Below are 17,409 nucleotides of genomic sequence, written 5' to 3' on the forward strand. Positions count from 1 at the left end.
CGCTCAGGCCTTGCGCGAGTTGATGGAGGCGACGACTGCGTCGAGGGTGGCCGCCAGCTCACCGTCCCGCAGGTCCGCGGGGGTGAAGGTGCTCATGTCAGCCGAGGCGTCCATGTACAGCATCAGCTGCACGGCCGGGAAGACTGTGTGCATGCTCCAGCCGCCCAGGACCGTGCGCCACTGCTCGACGGCACGGATCGCGCCGTCACCGGAGTAGCCGACAAAGCCGACTGTCTTGTTCGCGAACTCGGAGAAGAGGTGGTCGGTGGCGTTCTTGAAGGCGCCGGGGATGCCGTGATCGTACTCGGAGGTGACGAACACGAAGCCGTCCTGGGAGTCGATGGCCTCGGACCAGGCCTGCACCCGCGGGTCGTCATACTGCTTGTTCGCCGCCGCAGGCGGGATCGGAGAGGTGAACAGGGGCAGGTCAAAGGACTTGACGTCGATGATGGAGTAGTGGGCGTCGCCACGAGCACGCGCGTGCTCAAGCACCCACTCGGCGATCTGCTCGCCTAGGCGGACCTCCCGCACCGATCCGAGGACGATCCCGATCTTGGGCTTGTTGGTCATGGAGTTGTTCCCTTCAGGCCATAGCCCGCCCGGGTCCGGGCGGCGCAGGACACAACTCAACACGGCAGCCACTGCCAGGGCTAGCGAAACCGAACGTTGACATCGCCACAGCCTCGTAACCTGCATTACGTCCGTTCACACTGCAGGCGCCCTGCAGGCAGCCGACTCGCGGCACTAACCGGCCCGCAGTTCGGGCCGCAGGCTAATGACCACCCGACCGGTAACCCGGCTACAGGCCCAGGAAGTCCAGGATCTCGGGCAGCTCCCGCCGGGCCTGCGCCAGGCCGAGCTCGTAGGCACTCACCACGCGGTCATAGCGCAGCTCACCGTTTTCAATCGGCATGCGATCCGGCTGGAACAGGTAGACGCGGCCTTCACGCCGCCCCTGCTCCAGCTCCTCCAGGGTGCGGTTGTAGCCGGTGGGCCGGTTGATGATGGCCTCGGCGACCGCCGGCTGCTTGTAGAACATGCGCCGATAAGCGGCCGCACGCTTCTCAGCGGGCTTGCGGTAGCCGGCCGGGCGCGTGGAGACCACAAGCATGCGCTCGTAGCCGTCTGCCACCGCCGCGTCGGTGGCGAAACCACCGGTCGGCCCGAGCGCGCCGTCGAGGTAGGGCACCTTATTGATGTGAACGGTGGGCATTAGCACCGGCATGGACGAGGAGGCCTGGCAGCGCACCAGCAGGTCTTCCATGGCGTCCATGTCCTCCAGGCCCCAGTAGACCTCCTCGCCGGTGTCGCAACGGAAGGAGCCGATGCGCACGGTCGCCTCGGAGGCCTTGAAGGTGTCCCAGTCGAAGGGGAAGCGCTCATCCGGCAAAGAGGTGTGCTGGTAGATGTGCTCGGAGTTGAAGTACCCGCGCCCGCGCGCGAAGCTGCCCCAGCCGCCGGCCTCCGGGTCAGTGGTCAGTCCGACGAAGGCCTCACGAGTGCGCCACAGGTCGCGGGAGACCATGTTGACCGTGTTCGTTGACCCCGCGGAGATGCCACCGACCCAGGGGAAGAACAGTCCCTCCTCCAGCAGCACCTGCACGAGCGCCGCGGTGTAGGTGCCGCGCATGCCACCCCCCTCGAATACGAGGGCGACGTCCTCAACGCGCCGGGTGATCGGGGCGGGCGCGTGGGCCGGATCGCCGTAGGGAACAGGACGGGCTGGAGCGGGAGTCGCAGTGGTCATGATGGGTAAAGGCTATCGAGTCCGCTCGAGCTAGGCGGACGTGATCCCCACCGCAACACTTTCAGCCGGAGGGCGAGCATCCGGCCGGAGGCCCGCCACCCCTAGCCCGCGGCGCTCGAGTCGCGTAGCGTGAAGCCATGGCGAATCCAATGCTGCTTCAGCCCCTTTCCCTGCGCGGGCTCACCGCCCGCAACCGCCTGTGGCTTCCTCCCATGTGCATGTACTCGGTCGTCAATGAGGACGGCATTCCGGGCAACTGGCACGCCCTGCACTACGGCACACGCGCCCAGGGCGGCTTCGGCACGATCATCGTGGAGGCCAGCGCCGTCACCCCGGAGGGGCGCCTGTCCCCCAATGACCTGGGCCTGTGGGATGACGCCCAGATCGCGGGGCACGAGTACCTCGTCAAGGCCATCCACATCGGCGGCGCACTGGCGGGTGTGCAACTCGGCCACGGGGGACGCAAGGCGGGCACGCCGCCGTGGCGGCCCGACGTGGACGGCGCCCGCTCGGGCACGCTGCCCGGCTGGGACCTGGTGGCGCCCACCACCACGCCCTATCCGGCGCACGCCGCGCCGCGCGCCCTGACCACGGATGAGATCGCCGATACGGTGCAGGCCTTCGCCGCGGCCGCCCGCCGCGCGGTGGCCGCCGGGTACGACGTGATCGAGCTGCACGGCGCCCATGGCTACTTGATTCACCAGTTCCTCTCTCCGCTGTCCAACACGCGCACCGATGCCTACGGCGGCTCGGACGAGGGGCGCAGGCGTTTCGCACTGGAGGTGGTCCGGGCGGTGCGCGAGGCCATTGGGGACGACAAGGTCCTTGACATCCGCCTGTCCGCGACCGACTGGGCCGAGGGCGGGGTTACCGGCGAGCAGACCGCTGAGCTGGCTCAGCAGCTGGTGCAGGCGGGCGTTGACGTGCTGCACGTGTCCACCGGCGGGAACGTGCCTACGAAGGTGCCGGTGGGGCCCGGCTATCAGGTCCCCTACGCCGCCCAGGTCAAGCAGGCCGTGGCCGGCATGACGACGCCGGGTGGCGGGCAACCGCAGGTGGTTACCGTGGGCATCATCGACTCCGGCCTGCAGGCCGAGCAGATCCTGGTGGCAGGCCTGGCCGACGCCGTCGCCGCGGGACGGCCGGCGCTGCGTGACCCCTACCTGCCGGTGCGCTGGAGCCACGAGCTCGGCGTGAACGACTGGCAGGCCGTTCATCTACCGGTCCAGTACTGGCGCGGCGCCTGGCGCTGAAACCGGCTGGGACCCTGCGCGGCTGGTGCTGGCGGTTGCGTTGCCGGGCACTCGCGCTTGGCGGCCGCCCGGCACCCGCCGTACTCGGCCGGGGCCTGGGCGGCTGCCGCAGCACGGCGGACCGAGGGACTGCGCGCGTCGGCCGCTCTGCGTTCTCAGGCTCCCAGCCAGTAGGAGCGCATCGCGCGGGCTAGGTTAAGGCCGTCGCTCAGGGCGCACATCTCCCGCTGGGAGTGCATGGACAGCAGCGGCTGGCCGACGTCGACCGTGGGAATGCCCAAGCGGGTGGCGGTGATGGGGCCGATCGTGGTGCCGCAGGGCACGGCGTTGTTGGACACGAAGTCCTGGCTGGGCACGGCGGCCGCGCGGCAGGCACGCGCCCACGCGGCCACGGCAGCGGCGTCGGTCGCGTAGCGCTGCTGGGCGTTGATCTTCAGCAACGGCCCACCGCCGAGGACGGGGCGTACGGCGGGGTCGTGCAGCTGGGGATGGTTCGGGTGGGTGGCGTGGCCCGCGTCGGCTGAGACGCACAGCGAGCGGGCCAGCAGGGCAGCGTAGGCCTCGTCGGACACTCCCAGCACACGTGCCAGGCGCTCCAGGACGGTCTGCAGGAAGGGGCCGGCGGCGCCGGCGCGGGTCCCGCTGCCAACCTCCTCATGGTCGTTGGCCACGAATACGACCGGGTTGGGGAGATCGGCGTCGGCGCGCGCCAGGCCCTCAAGGGCGGCGAGTGCGGCGTGCACCGAGGAGAGGTTGTCCAGGCGGGCGGAGGCGAGGAACTCGCCGTGAAGCCCGAACCGGGCCGGAGGCTCGGTGGGGTAGGTGAGGATGTCGGCGAAGGCGAGGTCGGCGGGGTCGATGCCCGCCAGGTCGCACAGGTAGAGCTCTGGCGCGTCAGGGCGCGGCGGGGCGGTCGCGGCGCGGGCTGGGCCGGCGCCCTCTGCTGCGCCAGCCACGGGGGCGTCCGCCGGGCCGGCCAGGGTCCACAGGGGAAGTAGGTGGGCCTGCTTGTCCAGGTGCAGGGAGTCGTTCACGGAGCGGTCCAGGTGTGGCGCCACCTGGGCTACACGGGCGATCGGACCGGTGCGCACCAGATGTGCGGTGCCCTCATGCGTGACCAGGCGACCGGCCAGTCCCAGCTCCCGGTCCAGGAATGAGTTCAGCAGCGGCCCCCCGTATACCTCCACGTTCAGTAGCTGCACGCCCTCTCGCACCATGGCGGCACGGGGCTTGAGCCGCAGCGCCGGCGAGTCGGTGTGGGCGCCGACGATCCGCCAGCCCGCATCTGCCCCCGTGCGCCCGGGCAGCAGCCAGGCGATCACCGCGCCGTCACGGATGGTGTAGCCGCGCCGGGGCAGGTCGGCGCCCCAGGGCGCGCGCTCATCCACTGCCGTCAGGCCTACCGCATCCAGTCGGCGCGCGACCTCCGCGGCTGCGTGGTAGCTGGTGGGCGAGGCGACGACGAAGTCGATGATGGACTCGGCGTAGGCATCATCGCCACGCAGGGCGGGTGCGGTAAGGGTTGCGGGATCTGCCATGGGCCCAAGTATGGCCCCCTGGCCAATCATGTCCGCGGCCGCGCTCCGCGCTGCGGTACTCGTCATCCTCTTTCCGGGACTCACTGGCGAAACTGCGCGCCTTACGCCACGATCACCTCATGACGTCGCACTCCCCCGCCCCGCCCGCCATCCCCGCCCTCGGCACCAGTGCGGTGCGGGCCGTTCTACTGGACGCCGACGGCGTGCTGCAGTTCATCGGCACTCCGTGGGACCAGGCGCTGACCGCCGGCGGCGGGGCGGAGTTCTGCCGTCGTCTCCTCGCCGAGGAGGCCGCCGCACTGGAGGGACGCGAGAGCCTGCGCACCCTGCTGGAGCGGCTGGTCGACGAGCTGGAGCTCACCACCGGCGCGGAGCAGCTTCTGGAACTATGGTGGCAGGCCACACCGGACCCGCTCGCCTGGCAGACCGTGCGCGATCTCAAGGCCGCCGGGTACACCACGGTGCTGGCCACCAATCAGCAGCACGAGCGCCGCGCCTGGATGCGCGCCGCCCTCGGCTATGACGGCCTGTGCGACGTGGACGCCTACTCGTGCACACTCGGGGTAGCCAAGCCCAGCCCGGACTACTTCCGTGCCGTACTGGACCTGGTGGGGGCAGATCCGGATGAGGCACTGTTCGTTGATGACAACGCCGCCAATGTGAGCGCAGCCGCAGCGATTGGTATCCGCACCGTGCATCACCCGGCGGACGCCGGCGGCGCCCTGCTGCGCCAGGAGGTCATCTCCGCATTGACGGACCCGCATCGTTCTTGAGGAGGACAGGCCAGTCGGCAGTCTCATACTTTCGGAAACCAGATTTCATTCATACGGGCTTGCGAGCCGCGCCCGGACGCACAAAACTCAGTGCTGTTGGCGCAACTGACAAGGCGCACGAGAGGAAGACCATGACGAGCATCTCGACGTCCAGGCAAATGCAAGGACCGTACGCCTCCTCCGCTGCCGCCCGGACACCGAGCAGCATCACGGCCGCCACCACCGCGCACCGGCGCCTGAACGCCCGGCTGGATGACCCCGCACGACGCGCCCCACGCGTCTTCATGAACCTGCTTGGCCGCATTCACCGACTACTTCCGGGCATCGTGCGCCGTCGCGTCCCGGTGACCTTCATCGGCTACGCGCTGATCAACGGCTCCGGCTTCATCATTGACATCGCTTTCCTGTGGCTGTTCTACGAGCGGATGCACTGGTTCTACCCGCTGGCAGTCACCGTCGGCTACGCAATCGCCGGCGTGTACTCGCTACTGCTGAACCGGTGGCTGAACTTCCAGTCCCACGGCTCACTGACGTCCCAGGGATCGCGGTACGCAGTCGGCCTGGTTTCCCAGTACGTCATCTTCATTCTGGGACTGTCCAGCCTGCTGCACCTGGTGGGTGTCAACGCCGAGCTGGCGCGGTTCGCCTCCGCCTGCTGCGAGGGAATCTACCTGTACGCGCTGATGCGCCTGTGGGTATTCCGCGGCACCCCTGAGCCTACCGCCGACGCCGCCTGACCCCTGCCTCACCGTCATCGGCAGCGAGGGCGCCCCGGGGTCCTCTCACCAGAAGGCGCGCGTGGTCTCCGCGGGCCCGTCAAGCTCGGTGTAGCCGGCGTCAACCACCGACACCGGGCGCGGCCGGGAGCCCCAGGAGGACTCCGTCGGGAAGACGACGCGCACCCGGTACCCCTGCGCGGCCCAGCGCTCGCGCAGGTCGGCGGGCAGTTGTGGGCTCTGCCAGGCCAACTGGGCGGCGTGCGCGACCTGCGCGCACAGCTTCCCGCTGGTCATCTCCTCCAGCGGGGTGACCTCCACAGTCACCAGCGCCTGCCGGGAGGCCGACTCGCTGGACAGGGCGATCCCCCGGGCGGCGTCGGGGTCCTTGGCAACGGCAGCGGTGATCGCCGCGGGCGGCGGGGGCAGCTGGTCCCCGTGCGGGAAGTGCGTGCCCTCCACCTGGGTCTTGGCCAGCGGCGTCGGCAGCGGGCGCACCGGGCCGGGGACTATCGCACGCGCCTCGGCCACGCCCCAGCCCTCCGGCCCTTCCTGAGCGACCGTCACCCCGGGTAGTTCTTGGATCTCCTCCCACCGTAAGCCACGAGCGCGGCGCACCAGCTTGCGGATGCGCCCGTCGCGCCAGTACTCGACGGCGTCGTGCCAGGGGCCGCCCGGCGCCGCCTCGGGGGCGGCCAGCAGGGCGACTACGGCGCGGGCCGCCGCCTCGGCGACGTCGATGCGGCGGGGCGGGTGCACCTTGTCGTAGTGGACGGCGATCTGCATGGCCCAGGGGATGGCGTGATCGGAGCTGACGGATGCGAGACGCGAATCGGCTGCCGCGTCGGCCGATTGCGGGGACAATGACTGCATGCGTCACATTATCTGGGACATGGGCGGCACACTGGTGGACACCTACCCGGAAGTCGACCGGGTCCTGTGCGAGGCGGCCTTCGGGGACGCGGAGCCCGAGCACCTGCGTCACGTCACCAGCCTGACCCGTCACTCCATTGCCCATGCGATCGCCACGCTCAGCGCCGAGCGGCGCCTGGAACCGGAGATGCTGGAGGCGGCGTACGCCGATTTGAAGGAGCGGTGGCGTCGGCGGCCTGCGCCCGTGATGGACGGCGCCCGGGAGGTGATGGCGCGGGTGAGCGAATTGGGTGGCCTGAACCTGGTGGCCACACACCGGGACCGCGTTTCCGCCACCGCACTGCTGCAGGGGCTGCACCTGGAGATGGACGATGTTGTCTGCGCCCCGGATGGGGTGGCCCGCAAGCCCAGTCCTGACATGAACCTGTTGCTGGCGCAGCGGCACGGTCTTGACCCGGCGGAGGTCCTGTGCGTTGGGGACCGGCCGATCGACGTCGTAGCCGCACGGGAGGCGGGGATGCCGGCGGCGCTGCTGGTGCGTCCGGGCACCTCCGTAACCCTGCCCGACGACGCCCCCGGCGCACTCGTCGTCGCCAGCCTGCGGGACCTGCTCCCCCTGCTGGACTGAGGTCTTCCGGCCCGTTCCGAGCGAACGCTGACGGCTGCTCGTAGGCCCCGAAGTCAGTGATCCGCTGTGCCCGGCAGGCGCATCAGCAGGGCGTCATCGAAGACGAGGCCCGCGTAACCGTCCACGTGCGCGACCTCCTGGAAGCCGGCGGCCAAGTGCGCAGCGACGGAGGCGTGGTTGGCAGTCTCGACGACGCTGAACAGGTCCTCCCCCGGCTCGAGCTCCTGCACCGCTGCGCCGACCGCGGCCAGCAGGGCACGGCCGATCCCGCGGCGTCTGGCACCGGGGTCGACGATGAGGCCGGAGACCATCCAGTGCTCCGGGCGCCCCTCCATGTCGCCGGGCAGGAGGAAGGCGCCGGAAAGGGCGACCGGGGCGGCCGTGTCATCGGCTTCGGCCGACTGGGCGACCGCATCGACCGCGGCCAAGTCAACCTCGGCCGCCTGCCCGACCGCGCCTTCAGCAGCGGTGGGCTCGGCGTCGTCGGCGGGGAGGGAGGCCAGCAGCAGAACCGGCAGGGCCGCAATCATGCGCGGCGCCTGGTCCAGCGCCTCCTCCACGCTGATCCCCCGCAGGGCGAGCAGGCGGGCGACCCGCGCGACGTCGTCGGGGCGGGCGGGGCGGATGTGGATACGCGAGTGCTCACTCATGCCGCTTCTCCCGTCCGGCGGTGGTGACAGGACCGATGCTCGCTGGGGTCGCCAGTGCAGAGGTCGGTGCGATGCCCGGGGACCTGTATTCGATGCCGGTGACGCGCATGGGGGCCATCATGCACCCGCGGGTGCCGGTGCCGCCTCAAGGACGGCCGCGGCACCCGCGGGTGGCGGTGGCGGATCGCATGGTGGCGGGGAGGCCCCGGCCCGCCCCGCAACGGGCTATGAGGCCCGTCCTACGGAGTGGATTCCGTGGCGCCTGGAGACCAGCCGCAGATGGCGCCTGCCGGGGCGCGAGTGGTCGGCCTCGTCCGGATCCGCCGGGTCGGGCGGGTTGACCAGGATGGCCTCGCCGACGGCGTGGTCGGGCTCCAGCTGCCAGCTGGGGCGGCGCAGTGCGTAGAAGACCAGCGGCGGCGCCCCGAGTATGACGATCACCAGGCCCACCACCAGGGCGTAGCCGGCACTGCTCAGCCCCGTGAACCCCGACGGGCGCACGAAGGACAGGATGAAGGCCGCGGCGCAGGCCGCGAAGCCGATCCCGGCAACCAGCCCCATGGCGGGGGTGCGGTAGGTGCGCCGTACCTGCGGGCGGGTGGCGCGCAGGCGCAGGGCGGCGGCGAACAGCATCATGTACATGATCAGGTAGAGCGCGGCGGCCATGTCGATCAGGGTGACGAAGGCGGTGTTGCCGTTGGGGATGACCACGAACAGCAGCGCCAGGATCGTCACGATTACGCCTTGCAGCAGCAGGATGGAGCGCTGCACGCCGGCCCGGTTGCGCTTCTGCAGGACCGGCGGCAGCAGGCCGGTGCGGGCGGCGGTGAGCAGGCCCTTGGACGGGCCGGCGATCCAGGTGACCACGGAGGCGAAGGCGCCCAGGGCGATCAGCAGAGAGATCAACGGAGTGCCCCAGGCCAGGTGCCAGTGGTCGAAGTAGGTCTGGAAGGCCAGGTTGATGCCGTCCACCACGCCCAGGCTCGCCCTGGGGACCGCGACGGCGATCGCCAGGGTCGGCAGGATGAAGATCGCCAGGATCACCACCGCCGAGATCAGGACCGTGCGCGGGTAACCGCGGCCGGGGTCGGACAGATCGTTGGCGTGAACGGCGTTGACCTCCATGCCCGCGTAGGCGAGCACGTTGGACACGATCAGCACGATTGAGGCCAGGCCGGTCCAGGGCGGCAGGATCGCCGACGCCGCCAGTTCCGTCTGGGAGGGCGTGCCGGTTGCCAGCCAGGCGGCGCCGAAGATGATCAGTAGCGCTGCCGGCAGGAGCGTGCCGACGATGCCGCTCCACGAGCCGACCTTGGCGAAGAGGTTGCCGCCGGCCAGCGTGATGAGGGTGGAGACCCAGTACAGGACGATGATGACGGCGGCCACGTACACGCCGTTGTTCGCCAGGGAGCCGCCGCCCACTACGTAGGACAGGCTCACGGCGATGAAGGCGATCTGGGTGGGGTACCAAACCACGTTCTGCACCCACTGCAGCCAGATGGCCACGAAGCCCCAGCGTTCGCCGAAGGCCTCGCGCACCCAGATGAACACCCCGCCCTTCCAGCCGGTGGCGAGCTCTGCGGCTACCAGCGCCGTCGGCACCATGAACAGCACCGCGGGGATCAGGTAGAGCACTATGGAGGCCAGCCCGTAGCCGGCCATGGCGGGCAGGGACCGCAGCGAGGCCACGGCCACCACGGTGAGCATGGCCAGGTTGAACACGCTCATTGAGGCGGGCGGGCGGTTGGCGTCCATGCCGGCGGCGTCGGCGGCGGGCGCGTTGCCGGGCATCGTGTGGGCGGTGGGCAGGTCTCCGAGCGTGCCCGCGGGCGGGCGGCTGGACCGGGTGCCGGAAGAGTCGGGGGCATGGACGGAGTTGGGCGCGTTCACCGCACCGCCCCGAGCGGCGTCGGCGGGAACGGAGGTTCCGGCGGCATGGCCGGAGGTTCTAACGGACATTTTCGGCTCCTCAGTGGTGGAAGGCGGCGGGGCGGTCCGACTCCTGGGGCAGCGGCCCGTCGAGCCGGTCGAGGTAGGCGACCTCGGCACGCAGGTCCTCCAGGAGGGCGTCGGCAAGATCATGGCTGAGCCCGTTGCGGACGACGATCCGCTGCACGGTGACGTCGGTGAGGTCATCGGGCATCGGGTAGGCGGGGACCAGCCAGCCCTTCATGCGCAACCGGTCGGACAGGTCGTACAGGTTCCACTTGTCGGTGTGGTCGGCGCGCAGCCTCCAGGCGAACACAGGGATGTCGGAGCCGTTGTTCCACAACTCGAAGGCGCCCATGGCGGCGATCTGGTCGGCCAGGTAGCGGGCGACGTCGCGGCTGTTGGCCTGCACCCGCCGGTAGCCGTCGAAGCCGAGCCGCAGGAACATGTAGTACTGCAGCAGCACCTGTGCGCCGGGGCGAGAGAAGTTCAGGGCGAAGGTGGGCATCTGCCCGCCCAGGTAGGAGACCTCGAAGATCAGCTCCTCGGGCAGGGCGGCCTCCTCGCGCCACACCACCCAGCCGATGCCGGGGTAGACCAGCCCGTACTTGTGGCCGGAGGTGGAGATGGAGGCAACCCGCTCGATGCGGAAGTCCCACTCCAGCTCGGGCTGGATGAAGGGGGCGATCATGGCCCCGGAGGCGCCGTCGACGTGGATGGGAACGTCCAGGCCGGTGCGCTCCTGGATGGCGTCCAGTGCGCGGGCGATCTGGGCGACGGGCTCGTACATGCCGGTGTAGGTCACCCCCATGATGGCCACCACGCCGATGGTGTTCTCATCCACGTAGTCCTCCAGGCCGTGGCCGTCCAGGACCTTGTGCTCCTCGCTGATGGGCACATACCTGGACTCGACGTCGAAGTAGTTGCAGAACTTCTCCCAGCACACCTGCACGGCGCTGGACATGACCAGGTTGGGCCGGTCGGCGGGCTTGCCGGCGGCGCGGCGGGCGTTGCGCCAGCGGCGCTTGAGCGCCAGCCCGCCCAGCATGCAGGCCTCTGAGGAGCCGATGGTGGAGGTGCCGATGGTGTGACGGGGGTCCGGGGCGTGCCACAGGTCTGCGAGCATGGTCCAGCAGCGGGTCTCGATCTCCGCGGTGCGCGGGTACTCATCCTTGTCGATCATGTTCTTGTCGGCCGCCTCCAGGTAGAGGCGGCCCGCATGGTCATCCATCCAGGTGCTGACGAAGGTGGCGAGGTTCATGCGTGCGTTGCCGTCCAGCATCGCCTCGTCGTGGACCACCTGGTAGGCGGTATCGGGTAGCGCCTCCCCGGCGGGGAAGCGGAACTTCGGCAGGTCATAGGCCTCGCCGGGGCGGGCGAACAGCGGGTTGAGCTCGCTGCTGCCCGGGTCCGGCGCGGAGGAACCGTCGAATACTGGCCGTGGCATGTCGGAATCTCCTCTCGGTTGACAACGATTGACATATGGATATCACCATGCTGTGCTTGATACCACTCCAACGCAGCAATATGCCAACACTCGCAATTTACCAAGGCTATCTTCCCAGCTTTCCGAAACAATTGCTATACCTGCCAGGAATCTCAAGCTTTTCTTTATAGCGGGCACCGCCGCAAATAGGGCAAGAATCACCCGAGAACATCCTGAAGACACCCACCACATTCGCCCAACTCACCCACACCCCCACGAACATGAATACCACCTGGCTGTAGTCGCGGGGATTCCTGAACACCTAACGGCTCTCCGCATTCGCGGGTGCGGCGGGTCAGCCGGGAGGGCCATACATGGCGGTCGGCCGCTCTGGCCGGAGGGGACGAAGCCCGCCGTACCGGGCGATCACCAACATGCAGGCCACGAGCGCAAGTCCCACCATGCGCGCCCCGAGCCATAGCGGACTGCGCCGCCATCCTCACCGTCCCTGGACCAGACCACACTCCCCGCGCCGGCAAGCCGCCCACCCAGCCGACTGCGGCCGCCATCACGAGCCATCAAGGCTGCGTGGGCTGCCGGAACCAAACGCCTGGCCTAGTTGACCTATTCGTGACATGCTGTGCGGCATGAGCATGCCGCCCCCGTCGCACCCCGGCTACAACAACACCCCTGCCAACCGCCACCTTCCACCACAGGGACAACCCATCCCCTGGCAGTCGGCACAACCGGTTCAGGGCCCCAGCTGGGTGACACAGTCGGCGCCTCAGCAGGGCGCCCCCACGGCTCAACCCCAACCGCCCTCACCGGGCGCATACGGCCATGCCCCCACCCCACCGGCGCATCCAGCGCGACCGAGGCGGACCCGAACGTTACTCATTTCAGTCCTGGTACTGGCACTCGTCCTTGCCGTTGGCGGCACCACCGCACTCATCGTGCACAAACGGAACAGCAACGCCGAGGCCTCCGATACGAATTCCGACCAGTGGTCGCAGGCCTGGCTGGACGGATTCGAGGAGGCCTGGTCCCTTGAGGCACCCACGGACTTCCGCGACAAGGAGATATCGACGCGCATCCACGGCAACCGACTGGTACGGATCACCAGCACGTCCGAAACTGCGACTGTCGCCGTTTTCGACATCTCCAAAAACAACCCCAGGCAGCTGTGGGAAACTCAGCAGGATGTTTCCGAAGCCATCGATCGGACCACAATCTGGGACGGTCGGATCGTCGTCGAGAACACGTTGATCGACGTTTACTCCCAGGAACGCAGCGTCGCACCCTGGGACGCGGACGCCCGGGTGAGCATCACGTCAACTGGCGCGATCGCCTGCGTAGACTCGACCTGCCGGTACTGGACTAGCCCCTCGGAGATGGCGTGGGAAACCGACTTCGGGACGGATAGCCCGGTGACAGTCCAGTCATCGAAAATCGTGGACGGGTACACACTCGCCAGCTCGTCCGACTACGACCACTTCGTAGTTGACTTGAGCACCGGCGCCACGAACGAGCTGGACACTAACAAGCACACCATCCAGCAGCCACTTGCGGACGGCTGGCTGGTTCGCTCCGGCGGAGGTTCACGCAAGGAGTCAACTATCGACCTTTACGAGCCCGACGGCACCTTCAGTGAGTCATTTAAGTACAATGAGTCCGCCTCATTCTCCAGCTACCCGTGGTCGCCCACTCCTTTCACACGGGAGCAGGCCAAACTCTGGCTAAAGGACCTCGACACCTCCTGGGCCCCATCAAGCTATTCCGCCTCAGAAACAGACACCAGCTGCAAGTCAATCACCATCAACGGAAACGATATCGTGCTGGGCAAGGACAACGCCCTGTTCGAGGTGAACCGCAAGAAGGAGTGCGCCTCTACTAGTGCCTTACAGGCGTTGTATCACTCCGGCCAGGGGCAGGTGCAGAAATTCAGTAAAAGGGATGGATACAAACTGTCCCTGGTGCTGGTGGACATGGTCACCGGACGCGCCTCAGAACCAATTCCACTTGGTACGACCGAGGAACGCCCATCACATAGGTCTATCGGCGACCTACTCCTCGTCGAATTCAAATATGGCAAAGTCATCGCCTACCGGCCCAGCTCATCGTGAGCGGGCCGCCCCCGGGTGCGGGGCCGCCCTACTCGCCGCCGAGCAGTTCGCGGATCTCCTGTGCGGTCAGGCGGGCACGACTGGACGGCGTAGCCCCGGCGCGCGCCGCTGCCCCGTCGGCTGCGGCGTCCGCCGCGTCCGCGGCTCCCTCCACCACACGCTCGAACAGATCAGCCTTCTTTTCCTTCAGGATCATGACCTTCTCCTCGATGGTCCCGGCGGATACCAGCCGGTAGACCATTACAGGCTTGTCCTGCCCGATACGGTGCGCGCGATCCACGGCCTGCTCCTCGGCCTGCGGGTTCCACCACGGATCCAGCAGAAACACGTAATCGGCCTCAGTCAGTGTCAGGCCGAAGCCACCGGCCTTCAGTGAGATCAGGAACACCTCGGCCTCACCACTGCGGAAGGCGTCGATCGCCTCCTGCCTGTCACCGGTGGCTCCGTCCAGGTAGGTGGTGCGCATACCGGCTGCCTCCAGCGCGTCTCGCACCCCACGCAGGTAGCGGGTGAACTGACTGAACACCAGGGCCTTGTGCCCCTCAGCCACCACCGGCTGCAACGTGTCAAGCAGTACCTCCACCTTGGCCCCGGGCTTGCGCTTCTGAGCGGGCTTGCCGCTTTCGGCGGCCTCGGATTCTTCAACCAGCGCCGGATCAAGTGCCATCTGCCGCAATGTGGTCAGGGACTTCAGCGCGGTGAACCGCGACTGCGCCGTGTCCTCCTCCAGTAGCCCCAGTACCTTCTGTCGTTCGCGCGCAAGCCGGCGGTCGTAGGCGCGCCGGTGCGCCGGGGCCAGCTCCACGGTCATGACCTGCTCATTCTTGGCGGGCAGGTCGGCGGCGACCGCCTCCTTGGTGCGACGCAGCATGAAAGGGCGGATGCGGGTGCGCAGTGCCGCCAGCGCAGCCTCGTCCCCATGCTCCACGGGGCGCCGGTACAGCTCGGCGAAGCGCTCCGGCCCGGGCAGCAGGCCGGGCGCGGTGATGGACAGCAGGCTCCACAGGTCCATCAGCGAGTTCTCCAGCGGTGTGCCCGTGATTGCTACCGTCGACGGTGTGTGCAGGCGCCGCATGGTCTTGTAGGTGACCGCGTTGTGGTTCTTGACAAACTGGGCCTCGTCCAGCACCACCCAGGACCAGTCGACGGCGGTGAAGTCCTCCTCCTCGATGCGGGCGATGGTGTAGCTGGTGACCACTAGATCGGCGCCGGAGCGGATCTCCTCCAGATTCTCGTCCCGCTTGGCACGGGTGCGGGTGATGGCGCGTACCCGCAGGTCGGGGCAGAAGCGGGCAGCCTGCTCCGCCCAGGCGCCGACGACGCTCGTGGGCGCCACCACCAGCACCGGGCCGTCAAACGCCCCGGGCTGCGCCGCCTCGCCGACCTCGGCACCGTTGTGGGCAGCGTCCACACCCGCCGCCCGCTGCTCCGCCATGCGCTGGACGACGGCGAGCACCTGGATGGTCTTTCCCAGGCCCATGTCATCGGCAAGGATGCCGCCGAGCCCGGTGGACTGTAGTAGAGCCAGCCAGCGGTAACCATCAAGCTGGTAGGGACGCAGCTCGGCGCGCAGCCCGGCAGGCGCCGACGCATCCACAACCGACGGCGCCCCGCAGGCACCGCCGGCGTCTGCGGTCCCAGCACGGTCACCGCCTGCCGGCCCGCTCCCCGCACCGTCCTCGGCCGCGGCGGCCACCGCCAAGAGCCGCTCAACGCCCTCACGCCAGCGGCGGGCCGCCTCCCCGATCACCCCGAGCTGCTCCAACTCGGCGTACAGGCCCGCCTGGAAGGCGGTGACCGCCAGGTCGCCGGCGCTGCGGGCATGGGGATCGCGCAGGTCACGGCCCTCCTCCATGAGCCGGGCCAGGCGCGTGATCTCGGGGCGGTCGGCAAGGCTGATCCACTGGCCGGAGTCCAGCAGCACCTCATCGGCGCCCTGGGCGACCGCGGTCATCAGCCGCTCCACGGGCACGTCCTCTTCCCCCACTTTCACGCGCACCCGCAGGGAGAACCAGTCAGGCCGATCGTCGTCATCGGCAACGTCGGTGGTGATCAGCGGGGTCTCCGCAGCCTCCCGATAGTCGGGCACCTGCCCGTCCACCTCGACGACGACGCCGTCGACCGCCTCCAGCGCGGGCAGGGCCTGGGACACCAGCCGCGCAGTGCTCATACCGGTGAAGACGCCCCGCTGCCACAATGGACCGTGCGTCGGCACCAGCGGCATACAGGCCTCGACGATGCTACGGGCCAGGCGGTCCTCGGCGCGGGCGTCACGTGCCACGGGCACTGACTTGGCCGAGTGCGCCGGACCGGGTTCTGTGATTGCCGCCGTGTGAGGCTGGAAACCGGTGCTCGTCCCCGCCTGAGCGGCAGTGCCGAGGACCCGGCCCCAGCTCGGCGGCGCAGGCCCGTTGAGAAGCTCCGTGAGGCTGCCCAGCTCGGCTTCTCCTCGATTGTCCCCGGATGACGTGAGGTAGCGGATGGACCAGGAGGTCTCGGCGCGGTGAGCGGCAGCGTCCAGCTCGATGCGGAGCACAGCGGCCGGCGCGCCGACATCCGGCACGTTCAGGGTGGGGTCGAGGTCGACGATGGGGACTGCTGCGGCGAGCCGCCCCAGGTGCTCGCGTTCAAAGCGGCCCACGTCCGCGGCGGGAACGGTGATCTGCTCGTTGTGCGCCAGCAGTCGGCCCAGTACCTCATCGGGCGGCGGCTCCAGCGGCATGAGATTCAGGGCGCCGTCGCCGCCTGTGAGCGCGTATGCGTGGACGGGGTTGCCCAGCGGCCGGGGCGCGCTGGCGGATTCTGCGCCGAGCATGAGCCCCTCCACCGCATCAATATCCAGTGCGGCGGCTACAAGAGCAGTGCCGTCAGCCTGACGGTTCACCCCGACGCCGGCACGCAGCCCGGGCAGGATGCGCACCTCATGGCCAGCATGCTGGGCCGTCGTCAGTGTCACCCCTGCGGCGACGGCGCGCCGCAGTGCGTCCCAGACGCGAGTCGGCAGCGCGCCCAGGTCGATAACGGCGTTGCTGTAGTAGTAGTCGCCGTAAGGGTCCATGGAGGCCAGGTCCGCCAGGGCGGAAAGCACGTCCGGGGCGACTTCACCGGTCAGCTCCCCGGTTGTCAGGCCGCGCCAGGAGATGCCCTGCTTGACCCAACCACGCTTGCCGGCGATCAACGGGCGCAGGTGCAGGCGCCCCGGCCGGGCGGAGGATGCCCCGAAGCGTCCGGTGCGGCCGGGTGCGGTCGCCGTGTCCGCGACCTCGAGGGCGACGGCCCGGTACGCCGTACGCCGAGTACGCAGCAGCTGGTTGAGGCGGCGTTCCCAGTCGATGTCACCGGCAGGTGCTGAGGCGGACTGGGCCTGGCCCCGCGCGGTCAGAACCAGGGCGGCCGTGTGCTTGCAGTTACCGCCCACCGGGCAGGAGCAGGTGCCGGACCAGCGCACGCGCTGGCCGGAGATGCGGGCGAACACCATGGTCTGGTAGACCCGCCCCTGCGCACCGCGCACCGCGGCGGCGAGAATCTCACCGTTGCCCGAAACGGAGAGGTTGGCTACCCGCCCCTGCTCCGCGTAACGGCGCCCCCGTCCGAAGGCCGGCGCGCCGACCACGCCTATTATCTCAGCATCGGCTACTCGTGCCGGCCAGTCCTCGGGCGTTATCTCTCGGGCCATGCCCCCACCATACGGGCGGGGTCCGACACATATCGAACCGCTTGGACCGCCGCAGGGCGGCCGGGGACCGCGCCTCC

General features: G+C 69.0%; 13 protein-coding genes. 5 read left to right on the plus strand and 8 right to left on the minus strand.

Annotated elements, in window-relative coordinates; all coding sequences use genetic code 11:
- Positions 1 to 3 precede the first annotated feature (3 nt).
- A complete protein-coding gene (locus GZ997_RS05335; RefSeq protein ID WP_161923643.1) occupies positions 4 to 570 on the minus strand; it encodes an NAD(P)H-dependent oxidoreductase in 567 nt (188 codons plus the stop codon).
- A gap of 229 nt (positions 571 to 799) precedes the next feature.
- The gene (locus tag GZ997_RS05340) at positions 800 to 1,747 is read right to left on the minus strand and encodes a patatin family protein (RefSeq protein ID WP_162679137.1); all 948 of its coding nucleotides are present in this window, start codon (positions 1,745 to 1,747) and stop codon (positions 800 to 802) included.
- A gap of 137 nt (positions 1,748 to 1,884) precedes the next feature.
- On the opposite strand from GZ997_RS05340, the gene GZ997_RS05345 reads away from it, so the two are divergent.
- On the plus strand, positions 1,885 to 3,000 hold the full coding sequence (locus GZ997_RS05345; protein ID WP_162679138.1) for an NADH:flavin oxidoreductase/NADH oxidase: 1,116 nt from the start codon (positions 1,885 to 1,887) through the stop codon (positions 2,998 to 3,000).
- 155 nt (positions 3,001 to 3,155) lie between these two features.
- Here the strand turns inward: GZ997_RS05345 and GZ997_RS05350 are convergent, their stop codons facing one another.
- A complete protein-coding gene (locus tag GZ997_RS05350; RefSeq protein ID WP_161923640.1) occupies positions 3,156 to 4,538 on the minus strand; it encodes a M18 family aminopeptidase in 1,383 nt (460 codons plus the stop codon).
- Positions 4,539 to 4,657: 119 nt separating this feature from the next.
- Between GZ997_RS05350 and GZ997_RS05355 the strand changes: the two genes are divergently transcribed.
- Positions 4,658 to 5,311, plus strand: coding sequence for an HAD-IA family hydrolase (locus GZ997_RS05355; RefSeq protein ID WP_162679139.1), 654 nt, complete (start codon positions 4,658 to 4,660; stop codon positions 5,309 to 5,311).
- Positions 5,312 to 5,442: 131 nt separating this feature from the next.
- Positions 5,443 to 6,048 carry a GtrA family protein gene (locus tag GZ997_RS05360; protein WP_238994283.1) on the plus strand — a complete coding sequence of 202 codons (606 nt, stop codon included), beginning with the start codon at positions 5,443 to 5,445 and terminating at the stop codon, positions 6,046 to 6,048.
- Between the two features lie 45 nt (positions 6,049 to 6,093).
- Here the strand turns inward: GZ997_RS05360 and GZ997_RS05365 are convergent, their stop codons facing one another.
- Positions 6,094 to 6,813: a peptidyl-tRNA hydrolase gene (locus GZ997_RS05365; protein ID WP_162679162.1), complete on the minus strand. Its 720-nt coding sequence runs from the start codon at positions 6,811 to 6,813 to the stop codon at positions 6,094 to 6,096.
- An 85-nt stretch (positions 6,814 to 6,898) separates the two neighbouring features.
- On the opposite strand from GZ997_RS05365, the gene GZ997_RS05370 reads away from it, so the two are divergent.
- Entirely contained in the window at positions 6,899 to 7,528 is a 630-nt protein-coding gene (locus GZ997_RS05370; RefSeq protein WP_162679140.1) for an HAD-IA family hydrolase, read from the plus strand.
- 53 nt (positions 7,529 to 7,581) lie between these two features.
- Here GZ997_RS05370 and GZ997_RS05375 read toward each other — a convergent pair whose 3' ends face one another.
- The 3 genes from GZ997_RS05375 to GZ997_RS05385 form a co-directional block, all read right to left on the minus strand.
- A complete protein-coding gene (locus GZ997_RS05375; protein ID WP_162679141.1) occupies positions 7,582 to 8,178 on the minus strand; it encodes a GNAT family N-acetyltransferase in 597 nt (198 codons plus the stop codon).
- Positions 8,179 to 8,403: 225 nt separating this feature from the next.
- Complete coding sequence (locus tag GZ997_RS05380) at positions 8,404 to 10,137, minus strand: amino acid permease (RefSeq protein ID WP_203234016.1); 1,734 nt, start codon at positions 10,135 to 10,137, stop codon at positions 8,404 to 8,406.
- A 10-nt stretch (positions 10,138 to 10,147) separates the two neighbouring features.
- The gene (locus GZ997_RS05385) at positions 10,148 to 11,554 is read right to left on the minus strand and encodes a glutamate decarboxylase (RefSeq protein WP_162679142.1); all 1,407 of its coding nucleotides are present in this window, start codon (positions 11,552 to 11,554) and stop codon (positions 10,148 to 10,150) included.
- A gap of 932 nt (positions 11,555 to 12,486) precedes the next feature.
- On the opposite strand from GZ997_RS05385, the gene GZ997_RS05390 reads away from it, so the two are divergent.
- A complete protein-coding gene (locus GZ997_RS05390) occupies positions 12,487 to 13,656 on the plus strand; it encodes a hypothetical protein (protein ID WP_162679143.1) in 1,170 nt (389 codons plus the stop codon).
- Between the two features lie 28 nt (positions 13,657 to 13,684).
- On the opposite strand, the gene GZ997_RS05395 is transcribed toward GZ997_RS05390, so the two are convergent.
- Positions 13,685 to 17,332 (minus strand): DEAD/DEAH box helicase, encoded by a 3,648-nt coding sequence (locus GZ997_RS05395; protein WP_162679144.1) that lies wholly within the window; start codon positions 17,330 to 17,332, stop codon positions 13,685 to 13,687.
- Between the last annotated feature and the right edge of the window lie 77 nt (positions 17,333 to 17,409).

The sequence above is a fragment of the Actinomyces sp. 565 genome (assembly GCF_010365615.1).
Lineage (GTDB): Bacteria > Actinomycetota > Actinomycetes > Actinomycetales > Actinomycetaceae > Actinomyces.

Excerpts from the sequence above, each read along its gene's own strand:
- GZ997_RS05355 (WP_162679139.1), top strand. The coding sequence starts at position 4,658 with ATGACGTCGCACTCCCCCGCCCCGCCCGCCATCCCCGCCCTCGGCACC.
- GZ997_RS05360 (WP_238994283.1), top strand. The coding sequence starts at position 5,443 with ATGACGAGCATCTCGACGTCCAGGCAAATGCAAGGACCGTACGCCTCC.
- GZ997_RS05380 (WP_203234016.1), bottom strand. The coding sequence starts at position 10,137 with ATGTCCGTTAGAACCTCCGGCCATGCCGCCGGAACCTCCGTTCCCGCC.
- GZ997_RS05395 (WP_162679144.1), bottom strand. The coding sequence starts at position 17,332 with ATGGCCCGAGAGATAACGCCCGAGGACTGGCCGGCACGAGTAGCCGAT.
- GZ997_RS05345 (WP_162679138.1), top strand. The coding sequence starts at position 1,885 with ATGGCGAATCCAATGCTGCTTCAGCCCCTTTCCCTGCGCGGGCTCACC.
- GZ997_RS05350 (WP_161923640.1), bottom strand. The coding sequence starts at position 4,538 with ATGGCAGATCCCGCAACCCTTACCGCACCCGCCCTGCGTGGCGATGAT.
- GZ997_RS05375 (WP_162679141.1), bottom strand. The coding sequence starts at position 8,178 with ATGAGTGAGCACTCGCGTATCCACATCCGCCCCGCCCGCCCCGACGAC.
- GZ997_RS05335 (WP_161923643.1), bottom strand. The coding sequence starts at position 570 with ATGACCAACAAGCCCAAGATCGGGATCGTCCTCGGATCGGTGCGGGAG.
- GZ997_RS05365 (WP_162679162.1), bottom strand. The coding sequence starts at position 6,813 with ATGCAGATCGCCGTCCACTACGACAAGGTGCACCCGCCCCGCCGCATC.
- GZ997_RS05385 (WP_162679142.1), bottom strand. The coding sequence starts at position 11,554 with ATGCCACGGCCAGTATTCGACGGTTCCTCCGCGCCGGACCCGGGCAGC.
- GZ997_RS05370 (WP_162679140.1), top strand. The coding sequence starts at position 6,899 with ATGCGTCACATTATCTGGGACATGGGCGGCACACTGGTGGACACCTAC.
- GZ997_RS05340 (WP_162679137.1), bottom strand. The coding sequence starts at position 1,747 with ATGACCACTGCGACTCCCGCTCCAGCCCGTCCTGTTCCCTACGGCGAT.